The sequence below is a fragment of the Hyphomicrobium sp. 1Nfss2.1 genome (genome assembly GCF_965243865.1).
Taxonomy (GTDB): domain Bacteria; phylum Pseudomonadota; class Alphaproteobacteria; order Rhizobiales; family Hyphomicrobiaceae; genus Hyphomicrobium_A.
In genome coordinates this window covers 1,907,802-1,927,898 of record NZ_OZ251603.1, presented here as the reverse complement: position 1 = coordinate 1,927,898, position 20,097 = coordinate 1,907,802, and the positions used below count along the sequence as shown (strand labels likewise).

Below are 20,097 nucleotides of genomic sequence, written 5' to 3'. Positions count from 1 at the left end.
AATAGGTCACGGCCGAGCTTTACAGCCTTGACTTTAGCCGAATATTCTGAAGCTCTAGGAAAATAAGGGGCACGATTTTCCATCGCGCCCCTTTTCTTGTGCATCCGCTCACTAGGTATGGGCAACCATGAGGCGCTTCAAGCCTCAGGTGCTCTCCGCCTCCAGCTCATCGATCATGCCTTCGATGACCTTCAAGCCCTTATTCCAGAATTCGGGTTTGGAGGCGTCGAGCCCGAACGGGGCCAGCAGCTCGGTGTGGTGCTTCGACCCCCCCGCTTTGAGCATATCGAAGTACTTGGTGACGAAGCCGGGGTGGGCTTCCTGGTAGAGGCCGTAAAGCGAGTTCACCAGGCAATCGCCGAAGGCATATGCGTAGACGTAGAACGGCGAATGGATGAAGTGCGGGATGTAGGCCCAGAACACTTCATAGCCTGGCTTGAAGTCGATCGCCGGGCCCAAGCTCTCGACCTGCACCTCCATCCAGATCTCTCCGAGCTGGTCGGGCGTCAGCTCGCCCTGGCGGCGGGCTTCATGCACTTTGCGCTCGAAGGTATAGAACGCGATCTGGCGCACGACGGTGTTGAGCATGTCCTCGACCTTGCCGGCGATGAGCGCCTTGCGCTCACCGGCGTCTTCGGTCTGCTTCAGCATCGCCTTGAAAGCGAGCATTTCACCGAACACGGATGCCGTTTCGGCCAGCGTCAGCGGGGTCGAAGCCAGCAGTGCGCCTTGCGGGCGGGCCAGCATCTGATGCACGCCGTGACCAAGCTCGTGCGCCAAGGTCATCACGTCGCGCGGCTTGCCGAGGTAGTTGAGCAGCACGTAAGGGTGCACCGACGGCACCGTCGAGGCAGAGAATGCGCCGGGTGCTTTGCCGGGACGCGCTGGTGCATCGATCCAGCTCTTATCGAAGAACTCGCCGGCGACGTCGGCCATCTGCGGGGCGAAATCGCGATAGGCGCCGAGGACAAGGCGCTGAGCCTCCGACCAGGCGAACGTGCGGTCAGGGCGCTGCGGCAGCGGCGCATTGCGATCCCAGTGCGCGAGCTTGTCTTTGCCGAGCCACTTGGCCTTCATCGCGTAATAGCGATGAGACAAGCGCGGATATGCTGCGCGCACGCTCGTCACCAGCGCATCGACAACTTCGGGCTCGACCTGGTTGGCGAGGTGGCGCGCATCGGCAACATCTTTGAAGCCGCGCCAGCGGTCGGAGATTTCCTTGTCCTTGGCGAGCGTATTTGTGATGAGCGTGAACAGCCGCACGTTGTCCTTGAAGACCTTGGCGAGCGCTTCGGCGCCGGCCTGGCGCTTCTTCTCGTCCGGGCTGGAGAGAAGGTTCAACGTCATTTCGAGCGCGAGTGGCTCTGCCTCGCCTTCGACGGGGAAGCGCAACGCGGCTATGGTCTCGTTGAAGAGGCGATTGAAGGCGCCGGACGACGTCTGGCCCTTTTCGTGGAAAAGACGCTCCAGCTTTTCTTCGAGCTGGTAGGGCTTCTCCTTGCGGACGTTCTCGATCCACGGCTTGTAGTGCGCGAGCTTCTCGTTTTTCAGCGCGGCATCGAGAACAGCATCATCGATCTGGTTCAGCTCTAGCTCGAAGAAGATGATGTCCGTGGAGATGGCGGTCAGCTTCTCGGCGATGTCGCCGTAGAATTTTGCGCGCGCCGGATCTGACTGGTTGCCGGCGTAGTGAAGACCTGCGAACGAGCCGAGGCGGCCCGTCAACTCAACGAACTGCTCGAACTCTTCGATCGCTTTGGCGAGCGCGGCGCCGTCTGCGGCGACGGCGGCGACCTTGCCGTAATAGGTTTCCTTCAACCGCTTTGCTTCAGCCGCGGCCTTGTCGAGGTCGCGCGCGATTTCTGGCGAGGTCGGCGAAGGATAAAGATCGGCGAGATTCCACTCCGGCATGGGGCCGAGTGCCGCGGCCCCGCTGGCCGACGCGCCGTCCTGCGCGGTGAAGGTTGCTCGCAGTTTTGTGGCGCTAACTCGCATCATTGGCTCCGATATTTGAGAGAATTAACCGTTCTGAAGTGCTTCGCGACGGGACACTGAAAGTGACCTCAAAGACTCGTGGGGCGCAAAAAAGGCTCAACCTGAGCTTTCTCGCAACAGCTTGTTTACCCTTGTTGGGCAGTCTTGCCCTTGTTGAGTGAGCCGCCGGTGGCCGAGTGTCCGATCCTGACGCAATCAGGGTATTTCGAACTCGGCTGAGACGGGGCAGTGCCGCCTTTACGTTGAGTTCGAGTGCCTCATGGTCAAGAGTATACTTATCGTCGACGACGATCCCACCCAGCGTCGCATTCTCGAAGAAACAATCAAGCGTCTGGGCTTCGGTACTAAAACCGCGGGATCGGGCGAGCAAGCCCTGCAGATACTCGAGGGGCCCGAGCGCGCAGATATTTCCCTTGTTTTACTCGATCTCGTGATGGGCGGCCTCGACGGCATGGGTGTGCTGGAGAAGCTCGAGGGCAGGCCTGGCGTTGCGCCGGTCATCGTGCAGACGGCCCACGGCTCGATCGATACCGCCATTAGCGCGATGCGTGCCGGTGCTGTCGACTTCGTCGTAAAGCCGGTTTCGCCGGAGCGGCTTGAAGTTTCGATCAAGAGCGCGCTCAAGATCGAAGCGCTGGCCGGCGAAATCTCGCGCATCAAGAAGAAGGTCGAGGGCATGCTCTCGTTCTCCGACCTCGTCGTACGCGGCGAGGGGATGGAGCGGGTCGTTGCGCTCGGCAAGCGCGCCGCGGCGTCGAACATCCCGGTGCTGATCGAGGGTGAATCGGGCGTTGGCAAAGAGCTGATCGCGCGTGCCATCCAGGGCGAGTCCGAGCGTGCCGGAAAGCCGTTCGTGGTCGTCAACTGCGGTGCCATCCCGGAGAACCTCGTAGAGTCGACGCTGTTCGGTCACGAGAAAGGCTCCTTCACGGGCGCTACCGACAAGCGTATCGGCAAGTTCCAGGAAGCGGACGGCGGTACGCTGTTCCTCGACGAGATCGGCGAGTTGCCGCTCGATGCGCAGGTGAAGCTGCTGCGCGCGTTGCAGGAAGGCGAGATCGATCCGGTCGGCTCGAAGAAGCCGGTGAGCGTCAACTTCCGTCTCATCTCGGCGACCAACCGCAACATGATCGATATGGTGCGCGAAGGTAAGTTCCGCGAAGATCTCTACTATCGCCTCAACGTGTTCCCGATCTGGGTGCCGCCGCTGCGCGAGCGTCTCGGCGACGTTGCCGAACTGGCGCAGCACTTCATGGCGCGGTTCTCGGCGGAGGAAGGCAAACGCATCAACGCGATCAGTGATGACGCGCTGCGGCTGTTGAAGAGCTATCCGTGGCCGGGCAACGTGCGCCAACTGGAGAACGCGGTGTTCCGCGCTGTCGTGCTCGCCGATGGTCATGAGCTGACGGTTGCGGAGTTCCCGCAGATCGCTGCTCACGTCGAGGGCTTCGATACCGCAGTGCCGGCTGCGCCAGCACCGGCGCCGAAACAACCGGCGTATAAGGGGCCGGCTGTGCTCGGGGCAGAAGGCATCATTCCGCAGACGATGGAAGTGCGGGCGGGTGCGGGTGACAGTGCGCTGGGTATTCCGGTCGTCACCGAGGCGGGCGACATCCGGCCGCTCGATGAGATCGAAGCCGATATGATCCGTCTGGCGCTTGGTCGCTATCGCGGACACATGACGGAAGTTGCCAAGCGGCTGAAGATTGGTCGCTCGACGCTTTATCGCAAGATGCAGGAATACGGCCTCGAGCCGCGTGCCTAACCGGTAAGGCACGCAGCTCCTGGCTGGTGAGACGCGCCGCGCCGCCCCGAGGGGTGTGTGCGGCGTTGTCGTTCAGGGCCCGAGCAATCAGCGGAGCTGCTGCGAATCTGAGCGGACCGGATACGTATCCGGGTTATCGCTGCGCAGGGAATCGCGTCGGCGGCCGCGCAGAACGGGCGGAGAGAATGCGGCCGCGACGACGCGGTTTCGTCCTTCCTGCTTGGCGCGGTAGAGCGCACGGTCTGCCGCAATCAAGAGCGACGGCAGGTCTGGGTTGAGGCGGTCTGCCGCCGACATGCCGACGCTGACTGTCGCGGTCAGTCGTGTCGATCCAGCATCGAGCTTCATCGCGGCGAAGTCGTTGCGGATCTCTTCGGCGATCGCCATAGCGACGGACTGCGTGGCGTTGGGCAAGAGGCAGCCGAATTCCTCGCCCCCCAGACGGGCGAAAAGATCTGTCCGCCGGATATTGGTCGTTGCAACACGGCAGAACGCCCTGAGCAGATCATCGCCGGCTGCGTGGCCATGTTGATCGTTCACACTTTTAAACCGGTCGAGATCGAAAAGAAGCAGGGCTGTCGGCTGGCCGGATATCTCGGCCCTGTCGATGATCCTCGCGCCCTGGCTGAGGAACGCGCGCCGATTGGCGACACCCGTGAGCGGGTCCAACAGCGAGGTTTGCTCGTGGCGGAGGGCCAGACGCTCCTTGCTGAGACTGCCGAGCAGATAGACACCACAGATACAGAAGAGCAGCGTCTCGAAGATGACGGAACCCACCACCACGGGATGCGTCTGAGGTCCGCCATTCAAAGCAGAAACAAGCGGGACGCGGAGGGGAAGCGTGGCGGCGTGGACAATGAGAATGACGATGAGGGGCCAGCGGGCGGGCAGCTGCTCGCTACGGCCGCGCCAAAGCTCAGCGGCGGCTGCCAGCGAATAGGCCATGCTGATTGCCATGATCAGAAGTGCCCGGGCTGTGCCCGCGGCATAAAAGGCTGGCACAGCGCAAGCACTAAGCCAGATGACTGCTCCAGCGGCTATGAGCGCGGGATGTGAGCGACTTCCCTCAAACGTGCGCACGCCTTGCCACATCACTCCGTAGGCCGAGGTGAGCAACGCATTGGCTGCGAGAATGGACCAAGCATCCGGGATGCGACCCCTCGCTCCGATGAGCGCAATTCCAATGGCTCCGAGGAAGAACGCAAAGCCCCATTGGGCGAGTGCCTTGTTGCTTCGATGATGCAGCCACGACAGCAGTAACAGGGCGCCCGCGATCGCGAGCATGAAGACACCAATAATGAACGTCTGCAGGTCGAGCGACATGTGGAATAGGGCATTCCGGAGCTGCCGGCGGGGTGCGGCAGGGACGTCGAGGCGGGGTGGAGAGAAGCTAGGTATACTGAACGGCTATCAGAACTCAAAGGGAAGATTCGGGCGGTGTGGAGGCCCCCGAGGAGCATGCGTTTTCGGCTGGGCTTGAGCCGTGTCATTGATGCTCGCCGCCTCTGGGGCTCGTGTAGGCGGAAGGGTCCTTGGGCGGGCGGTTGGCTTTGGGCGAATCGATAAGGATCAACGTGCGCGGCGAACCATGCGACGCGCGCTGGCCTGTTCGACGCGGATACAACGTGTCAGAAGATTGGCCGTACTTCAGGGGCGGGGGCGCAGAGAGAAGTCCACATGACAACTTTGATCACGGCGGGACAGCGGCTCGCCTGGGCATCGGTGCCGCGGCCGTCCTCTATTGCGGTCGACAAGATTGCCGCTGCCCTGGCGATGCTCGTACTTGGCGCCAGCATGTTTGCGATGTGGTTCGGTCAGGTTGCGGGCAGCGCGGCTCCTCCCGCCGCGGGGGACGCGTCGTCGCAATCGCGTTACGCGCAGCGCGAGACCGTGGTCAGCGCTTATGCAGGCGCGCCGGTCTACCATCGCAGCGACCTCAAACTTCAGCGGCCGGACGGCACCGACATGACGCTGAAGAATATGGGCTGGGATGGAGACTCCTTCTACTTCCCCATCGATGGAGGTGCCCGCGTGATCCGCTGGTCGGGCGCATTCGGCGGAATGATCGACTTCCTGCACAACAAGGCCGTGACGCGTCTGGGGAAAGGCGCGCACGGTCGCAAGATCAAGAATGGCGTGATCGAGGACGTCGAAACGATCGGAACACTCAAAGGGCAACCAGCGCCCTCTCCGCTGCATCTGACGGACCTGCTCGAGCGGCTGGAGTTCACGCATGGGCACAACGTACTCATTCCGACGGCGCTGGTGCGGCTCGTCCCGCTTTCGCCGGCGCTGCGTCCTTATCTCGGCATCGGTTTTGGCGCTGCTGTGCCGCACGTCGAAGTGCGGTTCAAAGGCGAATCCCCCAACAGGTGGACGAACGAATATCAGTACGCTGGGCCGGCGTTTCAGGTCGTGGCCGGAATCGAGATGCGCATTGGCCGAGGATCGTATTACGTCGAGTACAAGTTCATCTGGTCGGCCATCCATGCTGCGCTTACCGGAGGCAATTCCTGGTCGCTGAAGGATCTGCGTTCGGACTGGCTGCCACGCTGGCTGATCGAGCCACTGGCTGGCTTGACGGAAATGCCGGGAGATCTGTGGCGGCAATACTCGCGCTGGCGGTCGGGAACTGCGCCAGCAGAAGGTACGATCGAGACGCACCTCACATCGCATGAGATCGTCATCGGTGGCGGATACGTGTGGCCGGGTGCGGCACCTGTAACTGCCGGGCCGGTGCAGCCGTAGCGCTGCGGGATGCAAACGCGCGTATCTCCGCAATGGCGCCGAACAATTTTAAGCCGACGCCAGATGTGGCGCGGTTAGGTTGACCAGAGAGCATACCGTGCTTACGCTTCAGGACGTGTACAGAGTTTGGATCAGTCGCAGGCCAGGAGCCGCTATGCCGATCTGCAGTCTACGTGCACTGGCTTGCGTGCTTGCCGTAATCAGCGCCGAGCCAGCTCTTGCCGAATGGCATTATCTGGTACCCGGAGAGGGCGACCAAGACGTGCATCGCGCGTTCGCCTTCGCCGAAAAAGGTGACGACAGGCTGGAATTTGCCTGCAATTCCAAGCGGCGCGATTTATTTTATTCGACAGCGCAGACTGTGTCGAAGCCAGAACTCAACAAGCTGCAAGGGGGCAAGCCAACCATTATCGTCCGGCTCGACGGGATCGGTGCGGTTCCTCTAGATGCCGATCATGCCTACCAGAAGGGTGGCCGGCTGTTCTTTGTCACTGCCGTCACGCCAGCCTTCATCGCCGATCTCGGCAAGGCTCGCGAACCGGTTGCTGCCGGCATGCAGGCGAATGGCAAAATCGTTCAGCAGGGTGAGTTCACGGCAGATGGCCTGAAGGCAGCGTTGGAGAGCTTGGCCGCTGGCTGTAGATTCTGAGGAAAGCGAAACGCTCCGGCGTGAGGGCCAATCGCGTCGTTGGCGGATGAAATGAGCCAGCGTTCGTTTGCACCCGGCGCGTCGGCAGGAGCGAGTGGTGCTTATCCTCGCCCTCGCGAATGCGGATAACACTCTCGCCAGCCCAACTCGAAGACGCGGGGTGCAGACGTGCGCTGGCGGATTTGCATGGAGTTGGGCCGGCAGGACGACCACCGGGGTCATAAGCTAGCCCCACGATCCTCTATCGCCGGCGCGAAAATGCCGGTGAGCCCCGGGCAGGGAAGCGATCCGGGGAAGATGGTTGATCGGTGAACCTGCCGGGTGGGGCGGCGATGGCTGCTTCCAACGAACATATTTGAGGGCCAGGACCGCCCCGCTCCCGTGTAATCGCCCGGACCGCAAGGCCGCGGGCACGCTCCCGCGTCAAAATGACGATCGGACGACGTCGTAATTGCGCAACAGTTGGCCATCAGGTTCGCGCCCCGGTGCCGCAGGTGGGCATCGCGGGTGGCATAGGGGCCGTCGAGCGGCTAGCCTGCCCGGCAAGGACAAGTGGGAGTATTGCGTATGTTGCGTTGGCGTCCATTGGCATTGGGCATGGCGGCGAGCCTTGCATTCGGCGTTGCTGCCGAGGCGCAACAATCGGGCACCAAGCAGGTGGCCACTGCGGAGCCACTTCACGCTGCCGCTCCCGCCGAGGCGCCGCCCCCGGCGCCGCAAGATCCAGTTGGCGTCGCCTTGCAGCAAAAGCTCGCGGTGAGGGTGCGTGCAGACGAGGGCGAGACGCTGGATCGAGGCACGCTCGCTAACTATTACGCCGTACAGGGTTTCAAGGCGTTGTGGGTGAGCCAGACCGGCCTCAACGATAAGGGCCGCGCGCTCGTGGCTGAGTTCGGCCGCGCCAACGACTGGGGCCTCGAAGCGAAGGACTTTGCCGTTCCGACGCTGGCGGCCGAAGGCGCTCAGGTGAGCGCGGATGCACTCGCCGATGCGGAAATGACGCTGTCGCTGTCGGCCCTCAAATATGCGCGCTATGCCCGTGGCGGGCGGATTATCGATCCGGCGACGCAGCTGTCGTCGTACCTCGATCGCAAGCCGCAGCTGGTCGAGCCGAAGGTGGTGATCGGGAAGCTGGCGGCGGCCGATGCGCCGGACGCGGTGCTCAGAGGTTTCAATCCGCAGCATCCGCAGTTTGAGAAGCTGCGTCAGAAGTACCTGGAAATGCGTGCATCGAAGGCTGCGCAGGAAGTCATCCGGCTTCCCAACGGTCCGGTCCTCGGTCCGGGCAAGACCGACCCGCAGGTCGCGCTGCTGCGCAAGCGCCTGAAAGTGGCGCTGCCGGAGGCGAGCCCGGACAAGCCGGTTGATGAGAATTTTTATGACGACCAGCTCAAGGCAGCGGTGATTGCATTTCAGACAGAGGCGGGCACGCGCCCTGACGGCTACGTTGGCAATGCTACGCGCGCGCTGCTGAATAACGTCGAGACACTGAGCCCTTCGAAGCTGCTCGCCAACATGGAAGAGTGGCGCTGGATGCCGGAAGATCTCGGCAGCCTCTACGTGACCGCCAATATTCCAGAGTTCATGATGCGGATCGTGAAGGATGGGAAGGTCATCCACTCAGAGCGCGTCATCACCGGCCTGCCCGGCAAACAGACGCCGGTCTTTTCCGAGATGATGACGTCGATCGCCTTCCAGCCGCGCTGGAACGTGCCGAACTCGATCAAGGTCAACGAGCTGTGGCCGAGCCTGGCGCGTGGCGGCACCTACTTCCAGCGGCAGGGCCTGCGCGTGTCGAAGAACGGACGCGACATCGATCCAGACAGCGTCGATTGGGAATATGCGGACATCCGCGCCTACGACGTCTACCAGCCGCCGGGCGCGCGCAATGTGCTGGGTGAGCTGAAGTTCAACTTCCGCAACAAGCACCTCGTCTACATGCACGACACCAACGCGCGCGGGCTGTTCGAAGAGGCGAACCGCACGTTCAGCCATGGTTGCGTGCGCGTGCGCAATCCGCGCCGCATGGCCGAGATCCTGATGCACGAGGACAAGGGCTGGGAGCCGGAGAAGATCGCTGACCTGATTGCCAATGGTCCTGCGAACAACGAGGTGCCGATCGACAAGCATATCGACGTGCACATCACCTACTTCACCGCGTGGGTGGACGATGCCGGCGAGCTGCAGACGGCGCGCGATGTGTACGGCCACGAGAAGCGCATTACGCTAGCGCTCGAAGGCCGTTGGTCGGAGATCGACAAGGGTATCGACCATCTGGCCCCCGTGCGCGCGCCTGAGGCCGTCGCCTCATCGGGCTGGTCGTGGGGCTGGGGCAGCAGCAAGAAATCGCCCAACAGCGTCGGCGATTTCATCAACCAGGCGCTGGGCGGTTTTTAAAATCATAGCGATTCCGTTAACTCTAAGCGTGGGTTAGCGGAATCCTCCGTTGCCATCGTATTGCCCCTGGGGGGCCAATTTGCGCCCCCATTCGACCCTTAGGAAGCTTAGTTACCGATCATTAATGGTTGGCGATTAACCCTGAGGGAACGTGAATGCCGGTCGCATACCGGGGTTCGGCAGCGCTGAGCGCCGCTGGAACGCCACGACCGGTCAGAACACGGGGTGGCACGTTGGTATCGCGTAAAAAGGCTATCCTCGGCGCGCTGACCGCCGCGCTATTGGGCATGAGCGCAGGCTCGCCCGACGTCGTCGCAGCCTTCGGCTCGACGCGCACGATATCGATGCATCACATCCATACGGATGAGACCATCACCATCACCTATAAAAAGAACGGCAAGTACGATCCCGAAGCGCTGAAGAAGCTGAATTGGTTCCTGCGCGACTGGCGCCAGAACAAAGCGATCGAGATCGATCCCAAGACGATCGACCTGCTGTGGGAGATGCACACCGAGCTTGGCAGCAAGGTGCCGATCGACATCATCTGCGGATATCGCTCGGAAGCGACGAACAGCATGCTGCGCAAGACGCGCGGCGGCCAGGCGAAGAAAAGCAAGCACATGACCGGGCAGGCGATCGACGCCACGTTCCCGGATATCCCATTGAAGCAACTGCGCTGGTCCGCGGCCATCCGCGAGGTCGGTGGCATCGGCTATTATCCGACATCGGGCGTGCCGTTCGTGCATGTCGACACCGGTCCGGTACGCGCGTGGCCGCGCCTGCCGCGCCAGGAGCTGGCAATGCTGTTCCCCAGTGGGCGGACAAAGCATCATCCCTCCAGCGGCGGCGACCTTACGCGCGAAGACGTGCGCAATGCGCGCCAGAATTCGCAGCTGAGGTCGCAGATGGCAGCGTTCTTCGAGCGCCGCATCCATCCGCGCACCGAGCAAGAGATCATGATGGCCGAGGCGGGCATCGCGGCGCCTGCGCCAGTGTTGAAGGCGGCGCCGATGCCTGTCGCCCGTCCGGCGCCCGAAGTGCGTGTCGCTTCGCTCGAGCAACAGGCCGGTGCGCCGCAAGCGGTGTCATTGCCGACGCCGAAGCTGGCGCAGGCACCGCGCCTTGCCGTGCGGCCGCCGTCCGAGGCGGATCGCGGTCAACTGAACCAGCTGGTGACGCTGGCGTCGCTTAATCCCAGCGAGGTGCTGGGGCGTGCGCGTCCGGCAGTAGACATGGAGCGGCGGAAGCTCGATGCCATGGTGGCGACGGCCTCGCTCGGGTCCGAGGCGCCTGCGCCGCGGACAACCGTTGATACGGGCCGCACCGCAGCGCTTTCGAACCGTACATCCGCGCCAGCGCAACTCCAGCCGAGCGTCGGCGAAAATTGGGCCCCCGCGCCGGAGTTCGACGACGATCATCCCGAGGAATTGTCCTACCGGCCGTTCCCGGTCGCTCCATTGCTGACGCAGTCGGCATCGGCGGACGACGAGGCGCTGGTGAAGCTCGTACACCCCGACCTGCACCGCACGCTCGATCTTCTGGAAGACAAAGAGATCGTGCTGCCGATGCGGCTGCGGCCCGGCAATCAGGTCTCGCACGTTATGTGGGCGCAGCAGTTCCAGGGCGGGGCAGTAGACTTCACCGCACAGCATGCCGATGAAGTCGCGCATGCGTCGGGCCTGGCATCGCGAGCGGTCAGGACGACGGCTCGCTGAGTGGGCGCGTGTGGCGTGGATGCTTGCGGCCGGGCGGCACACATCCCTGTGACCAAGCCAGCTTGATGAGGCGGGCGAGTGCCTCGAAATCCGCAGTGCGCGGTGAGGTCGATCGCCAGGCTAGCCCGACCGAGCGGGAGGGCTCGGGGTCGGCAAAGCGTGTCAAACCAAGATCGCGTCCCCGCAGCTCGACGTTGAGGCACATTTCGGGCAACAGCGTTATGCCGTAGCCGGCGGCGACCATTTCGACGATGGTCGACAGGCTCGAGACGCCAAAGGTGTTGATCGTGGAGGCCTGTTGCAGACTGCAGTAGGTGAGCGCTTGCTCGCGCAGGCAGTGACCTTCCTCGAGTAGCAACAGACGCTCGTGCTCGAGGAGATCCTTGGTGGCGCGCACGCGGCTCGAGAGCCTGCGTTCCGGCGGTAGCGCCAGAAGAAAGCGATCGTCGAACAATGCCCGCGTCTCGATCTCGGGCTGAATGATGGGAAGCGCGAGCAGCAGTACGTCAAGCTTGCCGTCGATCAGTTCCTGGACGAGCGGCAGTGTCTGCGTCTCGCGCACGTGCAGTTCGAGCTGCGGGTAGCCCTCGCGCAGCAGAGGCAGGAGCGGGGGCAGCATATAAGGCGCAATCGAGGGAATGACGCCGAGGCGCAGCGAGCCCGACAAGACATTGTTGCAGTGCTGGGCGTACTCGATCATCTCGTGCACGTCGCCAAGGATGCGCGCGGCGCGGGCGGCGATCTCACGCCCTTTGTCGGACAGCAGAACGCCGGCGCGCGTACGCTCGACGAGAAGCAGGCCGAGCTGCTCTTCAAGCTCATGGATCTGCATCGATAGTGCAGGCTGGGTTACGGCGCACGATTCGGCGGCGCGGCCGAAGTGCTGCTCGCGTGCGAGTGCATCGAAATAGCGGAGCTGCTTGAGGGTGACGTGCGGAGGCATAAGAATCTCTGATCTGATGCCGAATAATATACGATTAGAACTTATCCAAACGGCTGTCTATATGAGGCGGGGATCGGTACGCACACCTTCTCGTGAAGTAGCTGGTTGGGCGCGTGAAGCGCTCTGGCACGCGAAGGCGAGGGGGGCGGCCGTCATGCCATCGGCGGGGTAGGGGCGATCCCTCTCCCCTCAGCCGTGGGCGCCTCGGCCGAGCGCCGAATCGGGTCGGGGCGCCCTCTTTCCTGGCACTACGTCAATCAGTGCGCATAAATAAGGGCCGGCCAATGTGGCCGACCCTCGGTATGCAGAGTTCGCTGGTCTTCGATCAGTAGATGAGCTTCATCAGCTCCTGACCGGCCGGGGAGGCGAGCTCCTTGGCATCGACGGTGCCGTCGTCGTCCGGGTTAGCAGCCTTGAACTTGGCTTCGACGACCGCGGCGTATTCCTTCTCGTCGAGCGTGCCGTCATTGTCGGGATCGGCAGCCTTCAAGGCGCTGGCGTCGAGAATGCCGCTGAGCTCTTTCTCGTCGAGCGTGCCGTCATTGTCGGGGTTCAGCTTGGCGAACTTCGCCTTTGCGCCCGCCAAGGCTTCCGGCATGTCGATCGTTCCATCATTGTCGGGATCGAGTGCCTTGAGAGCTGCATCGACGTCGGCGTGTGCGACGGCGGTGCCGGCCAGAAAAAGGGCGGATGCAATCAGCTTTGCCGCAAATTTCATTGTCTTCCTCCTGGGATTGTGGCGCCAAGACAAGACGGCACCGCGATTTACCTTGTCACTCCATTTGAGTTAGGAAAGCGTGGCAAAGTGTAACGGGAAAAACTCCTATATAAAATCGGGAATCCGCTACGCCTCTGGCGGGTTGCCCCGGCACGAATTGTCTTCCATTTTTCTTATTTATTTCAATGTCTTATTTATTTTCTCTGCGCCACACGCTTGTGTTTCCCTGAACCAGAGGAAATTTTACGTGGTGGGGGCTGCGGCGCTTCTGGGAAAAAGCGCTTGGGAACTGGGCGCGTGAAATCGGGGTATGTTCCCGCGCGTGATCTTTGGCCGCTGCGCTCAGCCAGTTCGCCTCGGGATCATCGTTGGGTGAGGCTGCACCGCTTGGGCTGGGAGTTGAGATAATCGCGGGTGCGGGGGCGATCGGGCTGCGTCGCCGCGCTATGAGCACTGCTTTGCACGGCACCTATTGCGGAGAAGGTGGCAATGGCGGAGCCGCGGGGGCCCCGGTGCGATGCGTGCTGGGATTTGAGATGGGGAGAGTTGGTGGAGCCAAGCGGGATCGAACCGCTGACCTCTTGCATGCCATGCAAGCGCTCTCCCAGCTGAGCTATGGCCCCGACCGTTGGGAAGGTGCGGGGGCGATGACGCCCCCGAACGAGTTGGCCTCTCTAGTGCCTTCGCCACAAAACTGCAAGGGCGAAATTAGCGCTGCGCGGCGGTGGGCCGGAGAGGCGCAAAAGCTACGCGACGCGAGGGCTTATGGCTCCTCTTCACCCTCGACGGTGCCACCGACGATATCGGAGACGTTGCCTTCGTCCTCTTCCTCCTCGAGGAAGGTCTCGTCGGCGTCATCGGCAGCTGCGTCATCGGCGTCGTCATCGACATCGACCAGCACATCCTCTGCCTCGGCCTCGGGAGCACCCTCGGTCTCGAACTCGGGCTTCTTGGCCTTGCGCGGGGCCTTTTCCTCGCTGGGAAGCGGGCTGCCCGGGGGCGCGTGGGCAATGGCATACTTCGATCCGCAGATCGGGCAGACAATTGGATTGCGGTTGAGATCGTAGAAGCGGGCGCTGCAATCGCTATTCTGGCAGGTCCGCTTGGTCCCGCGGTCTTTATTGGTCGCCATGGAGCCAACCTTCATATCGATAAGGGGAATTTTCCGCGGCATGCCACATGGCCGGAGGCTTGTCAAAAACAAACCTTGGCCGAGCTGGGTATCGTTGACACGGGCCCGGCCCGTCGGCTCTATCGCACCCGCATCCCGCACCGCATTCGCGGTTTCCGCCAACGCCGGAGCTGAGCCCTCTTGTCCGCCGATCCAGCTATTGCCGCCAGGCCCTTGGCCGCCCTTGCCTCAGGTCCTCTCAAGGGACGCGTGCGCGTGCCCGGCGATAAATCCATCTCGCACCGGGCACTGATGTTCGGCGCGATCTCGACGGGGACGACGCGCCTCAGAGGCCTGCTGGAGGCAGAAGACGTTCTCAACACCGCGAAAGTGCTGAGCGCGCTCGGCGCGCCGGTGACGAAAGTCGGCGGGGAGTGGCACGTCAAAGGCCGCGGCGTTGGCGGATTGAGCCAGCCGACCGAGCCGCTCGATTTCGGCAACTCCGGCACGGGCACGCGATTGATGCTGGGCATCATCGCCGGCCATGACATGACAGTGGAGATCATCGGCGATGCGTCGCTGAGCCGGCGGCCGATGGGCCGCGTGCTGGGGCCGCTGCAGCAGATGGGCTTGGAGATCGAAGGCGCGCGCGATCGGCTGCCGCTGGTTGCGCGCGGCTCGGCGAACCTCATTCCGATCACGTATGAGCTGCCGGTGCCCTCGGCGCAGGTGAAGAGCGCGGTACTGCTGGCGGGACTGCACGCATCCGGCGAGACGAGCGTGATCGAGAAGGAAGCAACGCGCGATCACACCGAGCGGATGCTGCGCCATTTCGGTGCGGAATTGAGCGTCGAGACGGTCGAGGGCAAGACCAAGATCACGGTGAAAGGCGATGCCGAGCTCAAAGGCTGCGATGTCGTCATTCCCGGTGATCCAAGCTCTGCGGCGTTCCTGGCAGCGGCTGCGGCGTTGGTGCCGGGATCGGACGTCACCATCGAAGGTGTGCTGATCAATCCGACGCGTGTGGGTTTTTACGAAGTGCTGCGGGAGATGGGCGCCCAAGTGTCCTTTCTCAACGAGCGGGACGAGGGCGGCGAGCCGGTGGCCGATATTCGCTTGCAGCAGGCGCCGTTGAAGGGCGTCCGCGTCGCTGCACATCGCGCGCCGAGCATGATCGATGAATATCCGGTTCTGTCCGTTGTTGCGGCGTTCGCCCTGGGCGAGACGCGAATGGACGGGCTCGCCGAATTGAAGGTGAAGGAAAGCGACCGGCTGGCGGCCACAGTTGCCGGGCTGATCGCCAATGGCGTCGATGCCGTTGCGGAAGGCGACGTGTTGACCGTCAGGGGCAGCGGGACTGTGCGCGGGGGGGGATTGGTGGAGACGCATCTCGATCACCGCATGGCAATGTCATTCCTGACGATGGGGCTCGCCAGCAAAGAGCCGGTGACGGTAGACGATATTACGATGGTGGCCACCAGCTTCCCTGAGTTCCTATCGCTGATGCAGAGTTTGGGGGCGCGCTTCGGCATGGGCGCGGAGGCGCGCGGATGATCATCGCCATCGACGGGCCGGCGGCCTCGGGCAAGGGCACGCTGGCAAAGCGCATTGCCGATCTTTGGGGGCTGCCGTGTCTCGACACCGGGCTGCTCTATCGGGCCGTTGCGCGCGACGTGGCTGCGCGCGGCTTCAGGCTGGATGACCCATGGGCGGCGCTGGCTATGGCGCGCAGCATCAATGCTGGCGAGCTGTGCGATCCGGAGTTGCGTACTCCCAAGGTTGGTGATGGGGCCTCGATCGTGGCGCGGATGCCGATGGTGCGGGGGGCATTGCTCGCCTACCAGCGCTATTTTGCGGGGCAGCCGGGGGGCGCCGTGCTCGATGGCCGCGATATCGGCACCGTCGTATGCCCCTCGGCGGACGCCAAAATCTATGTGACGGCGACCGCGGAAGTGCGCGCCAAGCGCCGCTACAACGAATACGTGTGCCGCGGGGAGGCCGTGGTCTATGAGGCCGTCCTAGCCGATATCCTGAAGCGCGATGAAAGGGATTCATCGCGGGAAAGCGCTCCTATGCGGGCGGCGGTTGACGCCGACTTGCTCGATACATCGGAGTTGGATATAGAGGCGGCATTCGACGCCGCTGTCGGATTGATCAAGAGGAAGATCGGCCAATAGGGGGCCCGAAACGGGTCCCAAATTCGTGTTGGCAGGGCGGAAGGCCCATCACAGCGGCACTAGATCTCAACACACCGCCGGCAGGGGACTGTCCGCACACGCGCGTCGTGGCGGAGGGCTTTGCCGCAATCCGTATCCCTGGGCCGCAGCCGCGGTCCGCGACAACGATTTGAGGAGCATTATCCGCATGCCCGAGTCCGCTATCCCGAAAGAGTTTACGCCGACGCACGACGAGTTCGCTGCGTTGCTGGCCGAGAGCCTCGCCAAGGAAGACCTGTTCGAAGGCAGCGTCGTCAGAGGCAAGGTCGTCGGCATCGAGAAGGACCTCGCCGTCATCGACGTCGGTCTGAAGACCGAAGGCCGCGTGGCGCTGCGCGAGTTTGCCCTTGCCGGCAAGCCGTCCGAGATCAAGATCGGCGATGAGGTCGAAGTTTACCTGGAGCGCGTCGAGAACGCGCTCGGTGAAGCTGTGCTGTCGCGCGACAAGGCTCGCCGCGAGGAGAGCTGGACCCGTCTCGAGAAGCAGTTCGAGAAGGGCGAGAAGGTTTCGGGCGTCATCTTCAACAAGGTCAAGGGCGGCTTCACCGTCGACCTCGACGGCGCCGTGGCGTTCCTGCCGGGCAGCCAGGTCGACATCCGTCCGGTGCGCGACATCGGTCCGCTGATGCATCAGCCGCAGCCGTTCCAGATCCTCAAGATGGATCGCCGTCGCGGCAACATCGTCGTCTCGCGCCGCTCGGTGCTCGAAGAGACGCGTGCTGAGCAGCGCGCCGACATCGTCGCCCGCCTCGAGGAAGGCCAGGTCATCGACGGCCTCGTCAAGAACATCACCGACTACGGTGCGTTCATCGACCTCGGCGGCATCGACGGCCTGCTGCACGTCACCGACATGGCTTGGCGCCGGGTCAATCATCCGTCTGAGATTCTCAACGTCGGCGACACGGTGAAGGTGCAGATCATCCGCATCAATCCGGAGACGCAGCGCATCTCGCTCGGCATGAAGCAGCTGCAGGCCGATCCGTGGCAGTCGATCGAGGCCAAGTATCCGGTCGGCGCGCGCGTCAAGGGTACGGTGACGAACATTGCCGACTACGGCGCGTTCGTCGAGCTGGAGCCGGGCGTCGAAGGCCTGATCCACGTCTCGGAGATGAGCTGGACGAAGAAGAATATCCACCCCGGCAAGATCGTTTCGACGAGCCAGCAGGTGGAAGTTCAGGTGCTCGAGGTGGACGCCAACAAGCGCCGTATCTCGCTGGGCCTGAAGCAGACCCAGGACAATCCTTGGGAGTCGTTCCTCGCCATCCACCCGAAGGGTTCGGAAGTCGAAGGTCCGATCCGCAACATCACCGAGTTCGGCCTGTTCATCGGCCTCGAGGGTGGCGTCGACGGCATGGTCCATCTGTCGGATCTCGACTGGACGAAGCCGGGCGACGAGGTGATCAAGGACTACAAGAAGGGCGACAACGTCAAAGCCGTGGTGCTCGACGTCGACAGCCAGAAGGAACGTATCTCGCTCGGCATCAAGCAGCTTGGTGGCGATCCGATCGACTCGCTGTCGAAGTACAAGAGGGGCGACACGGTCACCTGCAGCGTCGTTGCTGTTCAGGAGAACGGCATCGAGGTGAAGACCGCCGATGGTGAGCTGACCGCCTTCATCAAGCGCTCCGACCTGTCGCGCGACCGCTCCGAGCAGCGCCCTGAGCGCTTCAACGTGGGCGACAAGGTCGATGCGTTCGTCGTTTCCGCCGACAAGGCTGCGCGCCGTCTGGCGCTTTCGATCAAGGCGCTGGAAATCGCCGAGGAGAAGCAGGCGGTGGCACAGTACGGCTCGTCCGACTCGGGTGCCTCGCTGGGCGACATCTTCAAGGCTGCGATCCGCAAGCGCGAAGAGGGCGAGGACGACAAGGAAGATAAAGAAGACAAGGAATAAGAACTGCTGCTCAATCAGCGGTCTCGACAACTCGGAGCGCGGCAGGAGAAACCTTCTGCCGCGCTAGGTTTTTAGCAAGGCTTGTCCATCAGTTCTCTTGTCGACCGCGCCATCCTTGCCTAACGTCGCGGTTGCCCTGGGGCACGCCCCAGTTGTGGTCGGAGTGTCGGATGACGGCAGAGATCGATACCGTGCTGGATCGTCGGCGTTTGCGCCGGCGGCTGACTATCTGGCGCGGCCTCGCCATTGCGGCGCTGGTGGGCGTCGTGTTTGCGCTTGGCGCCAGCACGGGTGAGTGGTCTGAGATCGGCGCGAAGCAAATTGCGCGGGTGTCGATCACCGGCACGATCACCGAAGATCGCGATCAGCTCGAGATGCTGAAGAAGATCGCCGACTCCGACAAGGCAGCCGCGCTGCTGGTCTTCGTCAACAGCCCGGGTGGCACCACAACGGGCGGCGAGGCGCTGTTCGGCGCGCTGCGTGACGTCGCCAAGAAGAAGCCAGTGGTTGCGCAGTTCGGTACGGTGGCGGCATCGGCCGGATATATCGTCGGGCTGGGCGCGGACCACATCGTGACGCGCGCCAATACCATCACGGGCTCCATCGGCGTCTTGATCCAGTGGCCGGAAGTGAGCCAGATGCTGGACAAGATCGGCGTCAAATTCAACGAGATAAAGAGCGGCGACCTGAAAGCCGTTCCTTCGCCCTTCGAGCCATTGAGCGAGGAAGGCCAGAAGGTCACCAAGTCGATGATCGACGAGGGTTTCCGCTGGTTCCTGGGCCTCGTCGAGGCGCGGCGAGGGATTAAGCCCGACCAGATCCCGGGTCTGACGCAGGGGCGCGTGTTCACGGGCCGGGAGGCGGTCGAGCTGAAATTGGCCGATTCTATCGGCGGGGAAGACGAGGCGGTGGCGTGGCTGCAAAGCGCGCGCAACGTCGATAAGGGGCTCAAGGTCGTCGACTGGAAGCCGAGTTCTGAAGCTTCGCTGGGCCTGTTCAGCTCAATCGGGTCTGCGGCGGCGAGCTTTTTCAACCACACCTATTTGGCCCAAATGCTTGGCCGGGCCCCCTCTATGGCCGGTCTTGGCCTTGACGGGCTTATCTCGGTTTGGCACCCTTCGGAAAACTAATAGATTACAGTAATTTGCTGGCGGGGCAGCGATGATTAAATCCGAGTTGGTTCATAAGATTGCAAGCACCAATCCTCACCTTTACCATCGTGACGTAGAACGCATTGTCAAAGTTGTGTTCGATGAGATCGTAGAGGCACTGGCGCGCGGCGATCGCGTCGAGCTCCGCGGTTTTGGCGCATTTACGGTCAAGCATCGCGCCGCCAGACAGGGTCGCAACCCGCGCACTGGTAGATCGGTTTCGGTGGCTGAGAAATTCGTGCCCTTCTTCAAGACCGGTAAAGAGCTGCGCGATAGGCTCAACCACGGCAAGGAAAGCCACTAACTCAAACGTCGAGGCGCGCAAGTGTTGAAGCGGATCGTCTGGCTGCTCATCGCCCTTCCCGCAGGGCTGTTGCTGGTGACGCTTGCTGTCGTCAATCGCCACGAAGTGCGTCTCGTGCTCGACCCGTTCCGGCCCGAGAACCCCGTCATCTCGCTGGCGCTACCGTTCTACGTCTACCTCTTCATCGCCATGCTGGTTGGCGTGGTGCTGGGCGGAACCGCCGTGTGGCTGACGCAGGGCCGATGGCGCCGCACCGCCCGTGAACAGGGTCGTGCCGCTGCACGCTGGCACGCCGAGGCTGACCGTCTGACGCGCGAGCGCGATGCGGTGACCGCCACAAAGCTGCCCTCTACGCGTCGTCCGCGGCTTGCGGCGACCGGCTCGTAAGGCAGATTTGCATCAGCGATGCTCTTTGGACCGCGCACAACGCGGCCTGAGCCATTATCTATCCGGGTTATATCCGATCAGGCGTCCAGTGAGGCGCCGCCGAGCCA

At 62.7% G+C, this 20,097-nt stretch carries 16 protein-coding genes and 1 tRNA gene; 11 read left to right on the top strand and 6 right to left on the bottom strand.

Annotation, left to right across the window (positions count from 1 at the left end; all coding sequences use genetic code 11):
* Window positions 1-144 precede the first annotated feature (144 nt).
* A complete protein-coding gene (locus tag ACP15D_RS09420) occupies window positions 145-1,911 on the bottom strand; it encodes a M3 family oligoendopeptidase (RefSeq protein WP_424959207.1) in 1,767 nt (588 codons plus the stop codon).
* A 343-nt stretch (window positions 1,912-2,254) separates the two neighbouring features.
* On the opposite strand from ACP15D_RS09420, the gene ACP15D_RS09415 reads away from it, so the two are divergent.
* On the top strand, window positions 2,255-3,760 hold the full coding sequence (locus tag ACP15D_RS09415) for a sigma-54-dependent transcriptional regulator (RefSeq protein ID WP_424957263.1): 1,506 nt from the start codon (window positions 2,255-2,257) through the stop codon (window positions 3,758-3,760).
* An 87-nt stretch (window positions 3,761-3,847) separates the two neighbouring features.
* Here ACP15D_RS09415 and ACP15D_RS09410 read toward each other — a convergent pair whose 3' ends face one another.
* Window positions 3,848-5,083 carry a GGDEF domain-containing protein gene (locus ACP15D_RS09410; RefSeq protein WP_424957262.1) on the bottom strand — a complete coding sequence of 412 codons (1,236 nt, stop codon included), beginning with the start codon at window positions 5,081-5,083 and terminating at the stop codon, window positions 3,848-3,850.
* A 354-nt stretch (window positions 5,084-5,437) separates the two neighbouring features.
* Here ACP15D_RS09410 and ACP15D_RS09405 point away from each other — a divergent pair, with 354 nt between their 5' ends.
* From ACP15D_RS09405 to ACP15D_RS09390, 4 genes are all read left to right on the top strand, one after another.
* The gene (locus tag ACP15D_RS09405) at window positions 5,438-6,508 is read left to right on the top strand and encodes a lipid A oxidase (RefSeq protein ID WP_424957261.1); all 1,071 of its coding nucleotides are present in this window, start codon (window positions 5,438-5,440) and stop codon (window positions 6,506-6,508) included.
* A gap of 154 nt (window positions 6,509-6,662) precedes the next feature.
* Complete coding sequence (locus ACP15D_RS09400; RefSeq protein WP_424957260.1) at window positions 6,663-7,157, top strand: hypothetical protein; 495 nt, start codon at window positions 6,663-6,665, stop codon at window positions 7,155-7,157.
* Window positions 7,158-7,724: 567 nt separating this feature from the next.
* The gene (locus tag ACP15D_RS09395; RefSeq protein WP_424957259.1) at window positions 7,725-9,554 is read left to right on the top strand and encodes a L,D-transpeptidase family protein; all 1,830 of its coding nucleotides are present in this window, start codon (window positions 7,725-7,727) and stop codon (window positions 9,552-9,554) included.
* A gap of 233 nt (window positions 9,555-9,787) precedes the next feature.
* Window positions 9,788-11,269: a DUF882 domain-containing protein gene (locus ACP15D_RS09390; protein WP_424957258.1), complete on the top strand. Its 1,482-nt coding sequence runs from the start codon at window positions 9,788-9,790 to the stop codon at window positions 11,267-11,269.
* Here the strand turns inward: ACP15D_RS09390 and ACP15D_RS09385 are convergent.
* The 4 genes from ACP15D_RS09385 to ACP15D_RS09370 all read right to left on the bottom strand — a co-directional run bounded on the left by ACP15D_RS09385 (window position 11,250) and on the right by ACP15D_RS09370 (window position 14,062).
* Entirely contained in the window at window positions 11,250-12,212 is a 963-nt protein-coding gene (locus tag ACP15D_RS09385; protein ID WP_424957257.1) for a LysR substrate-binding domain-containing protein, read from the bottom strand. The genes ACP15D_RS09390 and ACP15D_RS09385 overlap by 20 nt on opposite strands.
* 325 nt (window positions 12,213-12,537) lie before the next feature.
* Window positions 12,538-12,930, bottom strand: coding sequence for an EF-hand domain-containing protein (locus ACP15D_RS09380; RefSeq protein ID WP_424957256.1), 393 nt, complete (start codon window positions 12,928-12,930; stop codon window positions 12,538-12,540).
* A gap of 547 nt (window positions 12,931-13,477) precedes the next feature.
* Window positions 13,478-13,553 (bottom strand) — tRNA-Ala (locus ACP15D_RS09375).
* 140 nt (window positions 13,554-13,693) lie between these two features.
* Complete coding sequence (locus ACP15D_RS09370; protein ID WP_424957255.1) at window positions 13,694-14,062, bottom strand: TIGR02300 family protein; 369 nt, start codon at window positions 14,060-14,062, stop codon at window positions 13,694-13,696.
* A 180-nt stretch (window positions 14,063-14,242) separates the two neighbouring features.
* On the opposite strand from ACP15D_RS09370, the gene aroA reads away from it, so the two are divergent.
* The 6 genes from aroA (at window position 14,243) to ACP15D_RS09340 (ending at window position 19,990) form a co-directional block, all read left to right on the top strand.
* Window positions 14,243-15,595, top strand: coding sequence for a 3-phosphoshikimate 1-carboxyvinyltransferase (gene aroA, locus ACP15D_RS09365; RefSeq protein ID WP_424957254.1), 1,353 nt, complete (start codon window positions 14,243-14,245; stop codon window positions 15,593-15,595).
* Entirely contained in the window at window positions 15,592-16,218 is a 627-nt protein-coding gene (gene cmk / locus ACP15D_RS09360; RefSeq protein ID WP_424957253.1) for a (d)CMP kinase, read from the top strand. Before aroA ends, cmk begins: the two co-directional genes overlap by 4 nt.
* 187 nt (window positions 16,219-16,405) lie before the next feature.
* Window positions 16,406-18,148: a 30S ribosomal protein S1 gene (gene rpsA / locus ACP15D_RS09355; RefSeq protein WP_424957252.1), complete on the top strand. Its 1,743-nt coding sequence runs from the start codon at window positions 16,406-16,408 to the stop codon at window positions 18,146-18,148.
* Between the two features lie 170 nt (window positions 18,149-18,318).
* Window positions 18,319-19,278 (top strand): signal peptide peptidase SppA, encoded by a 960-nt coding sequence (gene sppA, locus ACP15D_RS09350; RefSeq protein ID WP_424957251.1) that lies wholly within the window; start codon window positions 18,319-18,321, stop codon window positions 19,276-19,278.
* A 31-nt stretch (window positions 19,279-19,309) separates the two neighbouring features.
* Window positions 19,310-19,603 carry an integration host factor subunit beta gene (ihfB, locus tag ACP15D_RS09345; RefSeq protein WP_424957250.1) on the top strand — a complete coding sequence of 98 codons (294 nt, stop codon included), beginning with the start codon at window positions 19,310-19,312 and terminating at the stop codon, window positions 19,601-19,603.
* A 21-nt stretch (window positions 19,604-19,624) separates the two neighbouring features.
* Window positions 19,625-19,990: a LapA family protein gene (locus tag ACP15D_RS09340; protein ID WP_424957249.1), complete on the top strand. Its 366-nt coding sequence runs from the start codon at window positions 19,625-19,627 to the stop codon at window positions 19,988-19,990.
* Window positions 19,991-20,097 lie beyond the last annotated feature (107 nt).

What these genes read in the sequence shown, in the direction of transcription:
- sppA (WP_424957251.1), top strand. Translation starts at nt 18,319, where the DNA reads ATGACGGCAGAGATCGATACCGTGCTGGATCGTCGGCGTTTGCGCCGG.
- ACP15D_RS09385 (WP_424957257.1), bottom strand. Translation starts at nt 12,212, where the DNA reads ATGCCTCCGCACGTCACCCTCAAGCAGCTCCGCTATTTCGATGCACTC.
- ihfB (WP_424957250.1), top strand. Translation starts at nt 19,310, where the DNA reads ATGATTAAATCCGAGTTGGTTCATAAGATTGCAAGCACCAATCCTCAC.
- ACP15D_RS09405 (WP_424957261.1), top strand. Translation starts at nt 5,438, where the DNA reads ATGACAACTTTGATCACGGCGGGACAGCGGCTCGCCTGGGCATCGGTG.
- ACP15D_RS09370 (WP_424957255.1), bottom strand. Translation starts at nt 14,062, where the DNA reads ATGGCGACCAATAAAGACCGCGGGACCAAGCGGACCTGCCAGAATAGC.
- ACP15D_RS09395 (WP_424957259.1), top strand. Translation starts at nt 7,725, where the DNA reads ATGTTGCGTTGGCGTCCATTGGCATTGGGCATGGCGGCGAGCCTTGCA.
- rpsA (WP_424957252.1), top strand. Translation starts at nt 16,406, where the DNA reads ATGCCCGAGTCCGCTATCCCGAAAGAGTTTACGCCGACGCACGACGAG.
- ACP15D_RS09420 (WP_424959207.1), bottom strand. Translation starts at nt 1,911, where the DNA reads ATGCCGGAGTGGAATCTCGCCGATCTTTATCCTTCGCCGACCTCGCCA.
- ACP15D_RS09400 (WP_424957260.1), top strand. Translation starts at nt 6,663, where the DNA reads ATGCCGATCTGCAGTCTACGTGCACTGGCTTGCGTGCTTGCCGTAATC.
- ACP15D_RS09380 (WP_424957256.1), bottom strand. Translation starts at nt 12,930, where the DNA reads ATGAAATTTGCGGCAAAGCTGATTGCATCCGCCCTTTTTCTGGCCGGC.
- cmk (WP_424957253.1), top strand. Translation starts at nt 15,592, where the DNA reads ATGATCATCGCCATCGACGGGCCGGCGGCCTCGGGCAAGGGCACGCTG.
- ACP15D_RS09415 (WP_424957263.1), top strand. Translation starts at nt 2,255, where the DNA reads ATGGTCAAGAGTATACTTATCGTCGACGACGATCCCACCCAGCGTCGC.
- ACP15D_RS09410 (WP_424957262.1), bottom strand. Translation starts at nt 5,083, where the DNA reads ATGTCGCTCGACCTGCAGACGTTCATTATTGGTGTCTTCATGCTCGCG.